The sequence below is a fragment of the Lachnoanaerobaculum sp. MSX33 genome (genome assembly GCF_000512995.1).
In the GTDB taxonomy this organism is placed as follows: Bacteria; Bacillota; Clostridia; order Lachnospirales; family Lachnospiraceae; genus Lachnoanaerobaculum.
The window spans coordinates 1-12748 of sequence record NZ_AZXX01000079.1 but is presented as its reverse complement, the minus strand read 5'-3'; the positions used below and the strand labels follow the sequence as shown (position 1 = coordinate 12748).

Here is a 12748-nt window from a genome sequence, read left to right as displayed (position 1 = left end):
TTTTGTTGGTTGACAGGATGGTTATAAGTTGGTATACTGTGAATGAATAAAAAATAAAATTCATTCACAATATGAATTGGAGGAAGTTTATGGCATTGGACAAGAAACAGGCATTAAAGACAGCTGCCTATGATGTATTCTCTAAAAAGGGCTATAAAGGGACAGGAATTTCAGAAATTGCAAAACAAGCCGGTGTGGCAGTCGGTTCTTTTTATAATTATTATGAAAGTAAAGAAGCTATTTTTTTAGATATTTATATAGACGAAAATAACCGTGTGCGTCAGGCAATGATAAATGAAATTGACTGGAAGATGGATATGGTTGAACTTATCAGTAAACTTTTTAGGCAGTCACGAAGCTTGGTTTCATCAAATAAAATCTTGGCAGAATGGTATAATACCGCCGTTTCTAAAGAACTTCACAATTACTATTCTTCAGAAGAAGGCAAAGCAGCCAATCACTTTCATAAATTTTTGGTGAAGACATTTACCGATCGCATGGAGAAAGAGGGCTATTCACAAGAAAAAATTCAGGATATTTTACAGGTTTATAATTTATTTTACTATATGGATATGAATATCACAGAAAATGATTTTCATGATATCGGTAGAACCATTGAAATACTTGCAACCAACTTCATTAAGGGTATCTTAAAATAAAGAATTAAATTCTTTATTTTTTGAATATATGTGAATGAATATATTATTTGTTCATTCAAAAAACTTTTTCCATTAATAAATAAGGAGTAAAGATGAAAAGAGGTAAAAAAATGTTAGTAATTATTATATCTTTTATTGTAGCTATAAGCCTCATTAGCTGGGGGCTAATTGCCTATCTCGGGCGTAGTCAAACTTTAGAGGTCAAATCTGTTGAAAGTTTAGGTGGAGATATTTATCTTATTCATATGACAAAACCTGAATCTATGACATGGAAAGCCGGCTCTTATGCAAATATCAGCTTAACACAGAGTGGACAAAATACTTATGATGCAGTATCAGGAGCCACATATGATGGTAAAGAAAAAAGCCGTTGGTTGACCATTGCCTCAAATCCCGATGAGAATGAGATACTTATTTTAACACATAATAGTGGCAGTCCATATAAGAAAAACTTCACATCCTTACCGACAGGCAGTAAGGTTAAGATTAACTGGGTGGGAGCCGGATTACCACTTCCATACGACAAAGAAGTGCTTGTTTGTTTTGCATCTGATGTGGGTATTGCAGCAATAAGACCGATTATCAGAGAAAGGGTTGGGAAATATGAAATTAGTCTAAGTCATCTAAATAAAGGAGTGACTGCCTTTGATGAGGAAATATCAGAACTTACAAAGTCATATACAAATTTGACTTATGAAAATGCAGATAGTATTTCTAAAAGCAAAGAACAATTAAAGAAGTCAATAGATAAATATGGAAATACAGCTATGTATCTTTTATCAGGACAAAAGGATGATGTCGGGGCTATGAAGATATTCCTTACCGAAAATGGAATTGATAAAAAGAATATTAAGACAGAGTATTTTAGAGGTTTAAAATAGTTAAACTTAATTTTATATTTGTCAATTTAACATATCGATTAAAAAATATAGAAAAAAGGAAGTATTTGGGGAAAGGCAAAAATGTGGTTTCTCAGATACTTCCATTTTATATTGTAGGGACTTAATTTGATTATTTCTGACAGCCCTATACTTCCACTTTATACTTAGTATTATAAAATGTAAATCATATATTCAACAGCTTAAGAAAATAAAAATGCCGAAAGCCTTTGTAAGATAAGTGCTTTTGACCTTTTTTATTACTAGAAATGTTGTATGTACCTTTCCTTTAAGCACAAAATATTTTACAAAAATTTGATTTATTTTTTAATGCAATTCTTTGGGTTGATAATACTTTATGTCCGATTTCAGGTCGTAAATGGTATTTAATGCGTTAAGTGCCTGTCAACCTTTATATGTTGACATATAGTGCATATCTTGTACATTTTATACTTTTATATTTTGTAATGTTTCCATTTGCCTTTGAACATTTGCGTTATCTCCTTTTCAAGAGAAATGGCAAACGTTTGTTCACTTTCAAATACATCTTAAGTTTCTGTTTCAAAATAATAATTAGCACAGTCAAAGTAACAGACTGATTGATCTCTTTTTATAATATTTCCACTTTGTTCGTATAGGTAAGAGATATACTCGTAATAGTTCCTATAAAGAATATCCATAGTACGAAGAATATATTGGTATATGAAAAAAAGGTTGCTAAAAGTATCTGTTGAAGACCCGCACCTTAATTTTATAAAAAATGGATAATCTTTTGTATTCACTTGATAGGTGAAAAGCAATGTACAGTTAAAATATAGTAATTATATGGCTTTGCTGTGAATAATCTAGGGTTATAAATGATATTTATTAAATAATTGAAAATTAATATAAATATGCTATAATTTAATATATTAGTTCTATTAATCAGAAGTAATAAAAGGAGGAGCCTATGATAATTATGAATGTGAAATTGAATAATTTATGTGCATTTAATGACTTTCACATAAATTTTTCATATCCTAAAAAGATATTAAACAATACAATAGAAAATGAATTTCTTCCGGATTTTCCTAATTTCAGATATAGAAAAGTAAATATATTGATGGGTACAAATGCAAGCGGAAAAACTTCTTTGGGGAAAATGTTTAAGAATATATTTAATTTTATAAGAAGGAAAGAACTTGTAAATATAACAGACAGTATAGCTGACTTTGAAAAGGAAAGTAATTTTTTAATTGATTTCATACCGGATGAAACTCATTTATGTAGAGTGGAGGTTAATATTCCTCCTAAAGGAGATGAAGAGTATTCGATTGATAGATGTAAAATATCTATTAAATGGTTAAAAATTAAAAAAGAAGACAGCTATGAAAGCTGTGCCAAAAAGATTGACCTAGGTAAGGAAATTAAGGAATTAAATGGTCTTGAGGGATTGGAGAAGTTTTCAAAGGCTGTTGGATTTGGCTGGTATTTTACATATCCTTTGGATTCCAACTATTATAGCACCAATATAAAAATCGGTGACTTGGAAAATGCTCGGTATTTAAAGGTCTTAAAAAACACACTTATGACATTAGATAATTCCATTGTGGATGTTACAAGAGTAAAGGAGATTGACAATACTTATGCTATAGTTATGGATAATAAAAAGCTTATTATACAAGAGGGTAAATTACTGGATCCGAATAATATCCTTTCAAGCGGTACGAAAGCCGGAATAGATATAGCCGATTTGTTGACATCAATAATAGAACATAAAAACGGATTCTATTATTGTGATGAAAAGTTTTCATATATACATAGCGATATAGAAAGAGCCATACTATCTGTAATGATATCTAAGCTAAAAGATGGGGAACAGCTGTTTTTTACAACCCACAACTTAGATATTGTAGACATGAATTTGCCTAAGCATTCGTTTTGGTTTATGAAAAAAGCTAATAATGGAAGAAGTGTCTCTATTGAATGTGAGTCTGCATCAAGTAAATTAAAAAAACCTACAGACTCTGTAAGAAATGCATTGGAAAATGATGTTTTCACAGTAGCTCCAAGATTGGAATTATTGTATGACTTGGAGGATATTGACTGATGGCCTTTATATACCAGTATTATGTTGAGGGAGAAAATGAAAAGAAATTGGTGGAAGTTTTAAGTAAAGAATTTAATTTTATTAAAGCCGGGAAAGTTGAAGTTCTTAATGTGGTTGAAAAACCAATTAAAAATACTCGTATAAGGAATTTTAAGGAAAACCATGTTATTATTTTAGTTTTTGATACAGATACAAATAATACAAAAACTTTAGAAGCTAATATAGAATGCCTAAAATGTCTGGTAAAAAGTAAAAAGATAGAGGATGTTATACTGATTCCTCAGGTACGTAATATAGAAGAAGAACTGGTTAGAAGTTGCAATATAAATAATATTAAGGACTTGTTAAAAAGCAAATCAAGAGAAGAATTTAAAACAGATTTTAATAAAGTTACAAACCTGAAAAACTGTCTTATAAAGAAATGCTTTGATTTTAAAAAATTGTGGAGAACAGAACCGGTTGGAGTATTTTCAGGATTTAAATGTGAACTAAGTAAATTAGAAAATAAAAATTTTTAATAAAATCAGTTACTGTACATTGGTAGGCTTGCCGTATAGATCTTAATTTATTAAACTTATGGAGTCTAATAAGCCGATTAGGCTCCTTATTATCTATTAAAGATTTCCTTGACAGCGGTGTAAAGATTTGGATTGTTTCAGAAAGTACATTTTTTCTTTTTCGTATTCCTTACATAATGTTTCTTATAAGGTTAAGAGCTGTTTGATCTTACCAGACATATGATGCATGTTTACATCTCGTTTCATGAGATGATTATGGCAGAAATATTGGATTTATGTTAATTTGACGGAAAATAACATTTGTCATTTAGCTATGTAGATAACTCTTTGTAATGAATCGTTTTCAAAGACGTATTCTGCAAAACTATCCATAAATAATGGTCACATTGATTCTTGTATGAAGAATATAGAGGAATTCTGTTTATAACTCAGATGCAAAAAATTCAGTTGGTAAAGTTTATCGATAGAAACTCTATCAACCGAATTAATCACAATGAAATCAAAAAATGATTTTCTGTACTTTTCAAAATAGAAATATAATATCCATGTAAATTACTAATTCATGTAGTTGAAGTTTATTAGCATTTACAATTTTTATATGACTGTTAAGAGAAGTAAAATAAAAATATGTTTTCATTGATGAAGTTTTCCATTAGATCTATTTTATAATCAGCAAGACTGAGTATCTGATACATACTTTTTTACAACTATAGAGGACTTTGATTCCTAGAACATACAAAATCATTGGAAAAGGTGAAGAAGAAACTTCTGGAGGTAAAGAATAGTTGTAATGGATGAAACAATGAAAATAGTATTTTGAAATTACAAAAGTATATAAAGGGATAGGTAAGGTAAATCACTTTAAGTTGGAAGATATGAAACAACGGTTATAAGAAACAGATGAATAAATGAGATACTATATTAAAGAATTTTATTGGAAACAATTGAAGAGAGTATAAATAGAAATAAAGAAACTGTGGAACTTGAATTTATTTATCCGAAGGGGATATATTTGAGATAGTAGAACACCGAAAAGTAATATGGCATTCTGTGCTAATACTCAATATGGTATTAGACAAGAAGCGAATAGTCGAGCTTGGATATATATCTTTAGCCGGATATTACCTAAAATTATATGAAAGCTAAATAGCCGATGTGTACCTAAAGGTACACATCGTGGTGTGAAAGGTCAAGGAAATTATTTGATTTCACATTCTACTCAATCTATAATGGTTTTAAATAAATTCCTGTCTTTGACAGTTTCAAAAGTTAAAATGCCCTTGAAACCCAGTGTTTTACTGGATTTCAGGGCATTTTTATTTCGTTTTGAAACTTAAAAAATAGTATTTTATTTTCCTTTACTTTGTTTTTGTATTGTCCTCATTTGACTTTTTGTTATAAATTAAAAATCTGTATTAAAATGACAAATCTCATGCAGTTTATCTGTGAGATCTGTTCGTTTATATAGAGGTATGAAACCTTGCTCTTTTATATATGCAAAATTAAAATCTTTTAAGGTCTTTAGAATCTCTTCGCATGTATACTTGTGTTCTAAAAATTTTTCAAGATATCTGTAAATAATCAAGGCTAAAAAGCAGGTTAAGAAGTGAGACGTAATTCTATCAGTTCTTTGTAAAAATACCGGTCTTGCTTCAAGCTCGGTTTTCATAATTCTAAAGCATTCTTCTATTTGCCAACGCTTTTCACTTATACTTAGTATTTCACTTACATTATCGTCAAGTAGGTCTGTTGAGACGGCATACATACCATCATACTTGGCTTCCTCATCTATTTTTTCTGTATTAAGATAGTTATATACATTTGCTGTTTCACCATCATCAGTTACCGCAATACTACCAAGAAACCCGGCCGGATCATTAGGATTTCTTCTTTCTTTTTTGGTACTGCCTCTTTCAAGCATTAACTTAGCTCTTTCAACTTGTTTTTCTCTAATAGACTTCCGGTATTTAGCATATTTTGGTGAATATGTGATGATAAGTCTTTGAGGCAAATCTTTCGGTGTATAAGGAGTATTTTTGTAATATATAGTCTCATCATCCTTTGAGATTTCAGCCGGATCTACCACTTTATCATCGTACAAACTTTTAAATCCCTTAGTATCTAAAGCCCATTGCCTATCCTGTGCATTAAGCGTTTTTATTGATTGGGTAACTACAAAAGCTCTTTTAAAATTTTTTCTTCAAGTGGTTTAATAGAGGTTTGTTCATTTGTATTATAGGGTTTGGTCTATGTTCCTTGCTTTTGCCATATCTATTAATGCCATCTTCATCCTCAATCTCAAAATAATAGTTAGTACAATCATAAAAAAGAAGTTTATCATTGCGCTTACCTGCTAAATGACTATTTCTATAAGTTTCAGATTGTATAAGGTCACATTCTTTACCGAGTACATTTAAAGAGCGATATACATCATGTAATTGGTAAGATGGTGGCTCTAAAAATCCCATAGAACAAGGGTAACTTGAGCGTTTACCGGAAGGTTCGAGTATTCTTGAGTAAATCAAATCGGATAATATCGAGTTGATATCAAACTTGAAGCTATACTTATCCCTTATCTTTCTGCAAACTTTATGTAAGCCAAGTTTATAATAAAAGTACTGCAAAAACAGGTAACCTACACGATAGAAGACCTGTTGCTGTGGCTGTAGTCTTTTGCTTGAGTTAAAAGAAATATTTACTATTTTATCTTTTTTGTACTTCTGTGTTTCAAGTTTTGCCTCAGCACGAGCCCATTTCATAACATCATCTCTAGTGGGTTCATGCTCTTTTAATAAATCAGTAAGAGTGTCAAGTTTGCGTACATTTACAGAGGTGCTAACCCCTTTGTCATTTATAAAGCTTTTGGAAATGTAGAAGGACTCTGCATTTTTTGATTTTGATGTAGTAACTTTCATAGATAACTCCACACCTTATTATACTGGAAAATACTATATATTAAAACGAATATTTTGACAAAAATTTCAAGTGAGAAGTGTAGGCTATATGCGGGTTACAGGACTTTTTTATGCCTATTTAGGCAAACAAACTGTCAAAGACCCGGACAACTCCGATTTGCCGAAAAATTCGGTAATAGTATCTTATTCTTGACATTCCACCGTAATAATATATAATAAAAACAAAGTCAAACATAATTTTCGCAAATAAAAACAAAGTCAAACAGAAATACTTTCATAAGCAAACATTTTTGGAGGTGAAATGGCAAAGTGTATTGTTATAGCGGACGACCTGACCAGTGCGAATGCTACAGGCGTATTGTTGAAAAAAATGGACTACAATACCTATACAATGATGAATGCCGAACGGCTGGAGCTTTCGCTCTCGGACAGCTGCGACTGTCTGATGTACCCGACAGACAGCAGGGGCATTGATAAGGAGCTTGCATATAACAGAGTGTATAATGCGGCAAAGCTTCTTTTTAACAGTGAAGTTAAAGTATGGGCAAAGAGAATTGATTCTACTATGAGGGGAAATATCGGAGCCGAAACCGATGCAATACTTAATGTGCTTGGAGATGATGTCATAGCCATAAGCGCCCCCTGTTTTCCGGAGTCAGGCAGAACGGTTGTGGGCGGATATCTCATGGTAAACGGCTTGCCGCTGCATAAGACATCTGTTGCCCTTGACCCCAAGTGTCCGGTAAAAACTTCCAATGTAGCCGATATTTTCAGACAGCAAAGCAAATTTAAGGTTGGCTCGATAAAGCTTGGCGATATGATGAGCGGAAAGCATGTACTGGCGGAGCATATGAAAAAACTTGTTAATGAGGGAAATCGTATACTTGTATTTGACTGTGTTACTCAGGGAGATTTGGATTTGATTGCCGATGCTCTCATAACCTCAGGACTGAAATTTGCGGCGGTAGATCCAGGGGTCTTTACCGCTACTATTGCAAGAAAGCTTATTACGCCGGTAAAAAAGGATACAAAGCACAAAATTCTTGCGCTTATAGGTTCTGTAAATCCGGTTACAAAGGCACAGATGGAAGAGCTGTGGCTGAATCAGAGAACAGCATACAATGTTTTTATAAAATCATCACTGATGCTGGAAAACGACGGTATACGAGATGCCGAAATAAAGAGAGTAAGTGATGAGCTGCTTGAAAAGTCCTCAAAGTATGAGATATTGACTGCTGTGGGAGACGGTATATATTCCGAAAACAGAATTGACTTCAGTAAATATACCGACAGATATGATAATACAGATAAAATGACGGAAAGAATAAATGATGCATTCGCACAGATAGGTTATAATGTATTGTCGCAAAATCCCGCGTTTAAGGGTATATACAGCAGCGGAGGCGATATCACCCAGGCGCTGTGCAAAAAATTTAATACAACTGGACTAAGGCTGTTAGATGAGGTTCTGCCTCTTGCCGCTTATGCCGAGATGATGTCGGGAGATTTTCCGGATATCAAGATAATCACCAAAGGCGGAATGGTAGGAGATGATGATGCGGCAAACCGCTGTATTACCTACCTGAAAGAAAAACTATATATGTAATAAAGGAGGAAAGATGAAAAAGGCACTGATTGCAGTTACTATGGGAGACCCTGCCGGTATCGGACCGGAGATTACAGCCAAGGCACTGGCGGATGAGGCGGTGTTTGATTATGCCGACTGCATAGTTATCGGGGATAAAAAAATAATGGAGCAGGCTATACAGATTACAAAGGTACCGTTGAAAATAAATACCGTTTCCAAGCCTGCTGAAGGAAAGTATGAATTCGGGGTTCTTAATCTCATAGATTTGAATAATGTTGATATGAGCGGGTTTGAATTCGGAAAAGTAAGCGGAATGTGCGGCAAGGCTGCATTTGAATATATTGCAAGGGCTATAGAGCTTACAAACACAGGTGAGACCGACGCCGTAGCTACGACCCCTATAAACAAGGAGTCTTTGCATGCTGGAAATGTTCCTTTCATCGGTCACACGGAAATATTTGCCGCTCTGACAAATACAAAAGATCCTCTGACAATGTTTGAAACAAACGGATTAAGGGTTTTCTTTCTTACCAGACATGTTTCACTCAGAAAAATGCTGGATATGATAAAGAAGGAAAGAATAGAGGATTATATAGTCCGCTGTTTGGAGGCACTAAAGCGCCTTGGAGTAAATGACAGGCAAATGGCTGTGGCGGGACTGAATCCTCACTGTGGTGAACACGGGCTTTTCGGCGATGAGGAAATGAAAGAAATAACACCTGCCGTAGAAGAAATGCAGGCTAAAGGTTATCCGGTTACGGGTCCTATAGGTGCAGACTCGGTATTTCATCAGGCTGCTCAGGGAAGATATAACAGTGTGCTGTCGCTTTATCATGACCAGGGACATATTGCAACAAAAACACTTGATTTTAATAAAACGATAGCTATTACTAACGGTATGCCGATACTTAGAACCTCAGTAGACCACGGCACCGCTTTTGATATAGCAGGAAAAGGCATTGCGGATGCGGTAAGTATGGTGGAGGCTATAAGATTGGCTGCAAAATATGCCCCGAATTTCAAGAAAATATAGGAAAGCAATATTGGCTTTCCTTTGTGTAAAAGGACGGCTGCGGGTGATCGGGCGCCTTTTGGCGCTGATGTCCTTACGCCCCCGTGTGCATAAATCAGGAAATGAATAAATTCGTTTCCAATAATTAGAAGGAGGTTTTTATGGTTGGTGGTTTAAGCGGTGAGAGAATGCTGATAGGTCTTATTATAGGCATTATACTTCTTATTGTGCTTGTACTGAAAACAAAGATACATGCATTCATAGCTCTGATTCTCTCGGCAATCGTTATCGGTGTCATAGGAGGCATGCCTTTGGAAAATACGAAGCTGGAGAGCGGGGCAACATTTGGTATTATCAATTCCGTTGCTACAGGCTTCGGTAATACGCTGGGCTCTATAGGTATAATTATAGGCTTCGGTGTTATTATGGGGCAGATTTTTGAAGTGACGGGAGCGGCTAAGAGAATGGCTCTTACTTTCCTTAAGGTGTTCGGTAAGAACAGGGAAGAGGAGGCATTGGCTGTAACAGGCTTTATGGTGTCCATTCCTATATTCTGTGATTCGGGATTTATTATTCTGGCGCCAATCGCCAAGGCTATATCAAGGGCTACCAAAAAGTCGGTTATTTCCTTGGGAGCTGCACTGGCGGCAGGTCTGGTTATAACACATTCCTTAGTGCCGCCTACACCGGGGCCTCTCGGGGTTGCGGGTATTTACGGAATAGATGTGGGCAAATTCATTCTTATAGGCTTTGTCCTCGCAATTCCCATGACGCTCGTCTGTACGGCATATGCGAGATATATCGGAAAAAAATTTATCAGCTGCCTGACGAAACTGAAGAGAGCGGATACAAGAGAATGCCTTATCAAAAGCCTGATTACTCACAAGAGGCTAAGCTTGAAGCTGAAAATATCCCCGGCACCGCGGAATCGTTTTTCCCTATACTTGTTCCGATAGTATTGATACTGATCGCGACCGTTACATCTGCTATGAAGCTGAAAGAGGGTTATATGCAGATATTCCAATTTATAGGTTCGCCTATATGTGCCGTCGGTATAGGACTTGTGCTGGCAATACTTACATTGGGAAGGAGCCTTACCAGAGAACAGATACTTAAGGAAATGGAAAAAGGTATGGCTTCGGCAGGTATTATTATGCTGGTAACCGGAGGCGGAGGTGCACTTGGACAGATAATAAAGGACAGCGGACTCGGAAGCTACATTGCGCAAGGCCTTGCAGGCTCAGGACTTCCTATTGTAATTCTTCCGTTTGTCATAGCTACTTTGATAAGATTTATTCAAGGCTCGGGAACCGTGGCAATGACTACCGCGGCCAGTATTACGGCAGCCATAGTTGCCGAGTCGGGAGGAAACCCGTATATGGCGGCATTGGCCTGCTGTGTAGGCTCGCTTTTTTTCAGCTATTTTAATGATTCGTATTTTTGGGTGGTCAACAGGACTTTGGGTGTCAGCGACACAAAAGATCAGATAAGGACTTACTCTATAACCTCCACGATAGCTTGGGCTGTCGGTTTTGCGGAAATAATGATATTAAGTATTTTCTTCCATTAAAGCCTGTGATATACTGTTACTACAATACAGGCGGGAGCGGTGGCTTTCGCCCCTATAAGCAGGCAGTTATGGTGAACAACAAAATAATTTGCGGTAACTCCACGCATATGCAATCACTGCCCGTATGAGCTTTTGATACTGCTATGCTGTGGAGTTTTTTATGCACACGGGGGCGAAAGGACATTAGCGACAAAAGGCGCACGCCCCCAGCGCAGACGAGTAGGGTTGGTTTCACCTCCCCTGCCGGATTGAGGAAGGATATATGCTAAGTGGCGAAAGGCAGCTGGAAATTATAAATATTATCAGAGAAAGCGGTGTGGCAGAGGTGGAATATCTTGCTAAAACATTGGGGGTAAGCACAATGACTATCCGCCGAGATTTGAAAAAGCTTGATGAGTCCGGACTTATTGAGAGATGCTACGGCGGAGCGGTGAGAAAAACCGAAGTCACATACGAAGCTAAAAGGATAAAAAACCATGAAAGCAAGATAAAAATCGCCGCAAATGCGGCTAAGTATGTACATGACGGAATGGCGGTATTCCTTGACGCAGGCACAACAACATTTGAGATTGCCAAAAATATAATGAATATAAACAATCTTACCATAGTTACAAATGACATAGAAATAGCTTACCTGCTTGTAAATTCCGACTGTGACCTCATAATATGCGGGGGCACGGTGCAAAAGAGTACAAAAAGCGTATACGGCTACTATGCTATGGATATGATTAAAAAATTCTCTTTTGATATAGGTTTTTTCGGAGCCGCAAGTATTAATGACAAGCTTCAGGTAATGACGCCCACCATTGAAAAAGCTTTTTTAAAAAAAATTGTGATAGAGCAGTGTAAGGTTTCGATACTGGCTGTGGACAATTCAAAGTTTGACAGAGACGGACTTCATATTATAAATGAGCTTTCCGACTACACCGCAGTTATTACAGACAGAGAATTTTCAAGTGAGGAGAGCAGGCTGCTTGATAAATCTGCAAAAACATAGTCCTTTTACGGAGGATGCAGGAATTTAGTTTTATTGATTACGGCATTGGTCATATTATTATGTGTGTGACTGAATATTCTTTCAGGCTTATAAACAAATTTAAAAAAATGGAATTAGATTGATATAAAAAACATTCATGTATATAATTGTATTATAAATATTTAAGAACGGAATAGAAAGTCCTTTGTATAGAAGATGTAAATAATTGTGAAATAATGGACAATACAAAGATTCAAAGTATATAATTGTATTCTATAGTTTGGAAAAACTATTAGAAAATATATTTTTAGTTTTAACTGTTTTTTCATCAGTCTTGGGAAGGATAATATATGAAGAAGATTAATCCTATGCGGTATAAGAACGGCGACAGTCTATAACTACATTAAAAAGTATATTGTAAAAATGTTTTTAATAAAGATTGTACTACAATACTATAATTCAAGTTTATCTCCCTAAAGAATGGAAAACTTAAGCACCGGCAGTATGGTTTCACAATGAAATGTTTTCTTATAGTGTTTGGAA

At 35.3% G+C, this 12748-nt stretch carries 9 protein-coding genes and 2 pseudogenes; 9 read left to right on the top strand and 2 right to left on the bottom strand.

Annotation, left to right across the window (positions count from 1 at the left end; translation table 11 throughout):
* The first annotated feature begins 89 nt into the window (after nt 1–89).
* The gene (locus HMPREF1495_RS08825; RefSeq protein ID WP_034213927.1) at nt 90–659 is read left to right on the top strand and encodes a TetR/AcrR family transcriptional regulator; all 570 of its coding nucleotides are present in this window, start codon (nt 90–92) and stop codon (nt 657–659) included.
* A 92-nt stretch (nt 660–751) separates the two neighbouring features.
* Nucleotides 752–1540 (top strand): ferredoxin reductase, encoded by a 789-nt coding sequence (locus HMPREF1495_RS08820; RefSeq protein ID WP_034213926.1) that lies wholly within the window; start codon nt 752–754, stop codon nt 1538–1540.
* Between the two features lie 473 nt (nt 1541–2013).
* Here HMPREF1495_RS08820 and HMPREF1495_RS14415 read toward each other — a convergent pair.
* Nucleotides 2014–2259, bottom strand: a pseudogene (locus HMPREF1495_RS14415) (IS1634 family transposase); the annotation flags it as partial.
* Between the two features lie 227 nt (nt 2260–2486).
* Here HMPREF1495_RS14415 and HMPREF1495_RS08815 point away from each other — a divergent pair.
* Entirely contained in the window at nt 2487–3626 is a 1140-nt protein-coding gene (locus HMPREF1495_RS08815) for an AAA family ATPase (protein ID WP_034213924.1), read from the top strand.
* On the top strand, nt 3626–4144 hold the full coding sequence (locus HMPREF1495_RS08810) for a hypothetical protein (protein ID WP_034213922.1): 519 nt from the start codon (nt 3626–3628) through the stop codon (nt 4142–4144). Before HMPREF1495_RS08815 ends, HMPREF1495_RS08810 begins: the two co-directional genes overlap by 1 nt.
* Before the next feature lie 1402 nt (nt 4145–5546).
* Here HMPREF1495_RS08810 and HMPREF1495_RS14410 read toward each other — a convergent pair.
* Nucleotides 5547–7059: pseudogene (locus HMPREF1495_RS14410) on the bottom strand (IS1634 family transposase).
* 301 nt (nt 7060–7360) lie between these two features.
* Between HMPREF1495_RS14410 and HMPREF1495_RS08795 the strand changes: the two are divergent.
* The 5 genes from HMPREF1495_RS08795 (at nt 7361) to HMPREF1495_RS08780 (ending at nt 12226) form a co-directional block, all read left to right on the top strand.
* Nucleotides 7361–8665 carry a four-carbon acid sugar kinase family protein gene (locus HMPREF1495_RS08795; RefSeq protein ID WP_034213917.1) on the top strand — a complete coding sequence of 435 codons (1305 nt, stop codon included), beginning with the start codon at nt 7361–7363 and terminating at the stop codon, nt 8663–8665.
* A gap of 13 nt (nt 8666–8678) precedes the next feature.
* A complete protein-coding gene (gene pdxA / locus HMPREF1495_RS08790; protein WP_034213914.1) occupies nt 8679–9680 on the top strand; it encodes a 4-hydroxythreonine-4-phosphate dehydrogenase PdxA in 1002 nt (333 codons plus the stop codon).
* Nucleotides 9681–9820: 140 nt separating this feature from the next.
* A complete protein-coding gene (locus HMPREF1495_RS14265; protein WP_330368701.1) occupies nt 9821–10615 on the top strand; it encodes a GntP family permease in 795 nt (264 codons plus the stop codon).
* Entirely contained in the window at nt 10516–11229 is a 714-nt protein-coding gene (locus HMPREF1495_RS14260) for a GntP family permease (protein ID WP_330368700.1), read from the top strand. The genes HMPREF1495_RS14265 and HMPREF1495_RS14260 overlap by 100 nt, the downstream gene beginning before the upstream one ends.
* Nucleotides 11230–11491: 262 nt before the next feature.
* Nucleotides 11492–12226 carry a DeoR/GlpR family DNA-binding transcription regulator gene (locus HMPREF1495_RS08780; RefSeq protein ID WP_034213912.1) on the top strand — a complete coding sequence of 245 codons (735 nt, stop codon included), beginning with the start codon at nt 11492–11494 and terminating at the stop codon, nt 12224–12226.
* Nucleotides 12227–12748: the final 522 nt, after the last annotated feature.

Bases quoted from the DNA above. Each gene is read 5' to 3' on its own strand.
- HMPREF1495_RS08825 (WP_034213927.1), top strand. From the start codon at position 90: ATGGCATTGGACAAGAAACAGGCATTAAAGACAGCTGCCTATGATGTA.
- HMPREF1495_RS08820 (WP_034213926.1), top strand. From the start codon at position 752: ATGAAAAGAGGTAAAAAAATGTTAGTAATTATTATATCTTTTATTGTA.
- HMPREF1495_RS08815 (WP_034213924.1), top strand. From the start codon at position 2,487: ATGATAATTATGAATGTGAAATTGAATAATTTATGTGCATTTAATGAC.
- HMPREF1495_RS08810 (WP_034213922.1), top strand. From the start codon at position 3,626: ATGGCCTTTATATACCAGTATTATGTTGAGGGAGAAAATGAAAAGAAA.
- HMPREF1495_RS08795 (WP_034213917.1), top strand. From the start codon at position 7,361: ATGGCAAAGTGTATTGTTATAGCGGACGACCTGACCAGTGCGAATGCT.
- pdxA (WP_034213914.1), top strand. From the start codon at position 8,679: ATGAAAAAGGCACTGATTGCAGTTACTATGGGAGACCCTGCCGGTATC.
- HMPREF1495_RS14265 (WP_330368701.1), top strand. From the start codon at position 9,821: ATGGTTGGTGGTTTAAGCGGTGAGAGAATGCTGATAGGTCTTATTATA.
- HMPREF1495_RS14260 (WP_330368700.1), top strand. From the start codon at position 10,516: ATGCCTTATCAAAAGCCTGATTACTCACAAGAGGCTAAGCTTGAAGCT.
- HMPREF1495_RS08780 (WP_034213912.1), top strand. From the start codon at position 11,492: ATGCTAAGTGGCGAAAGGCAGCTGGAAATTATAAATATTATCAGAGAA.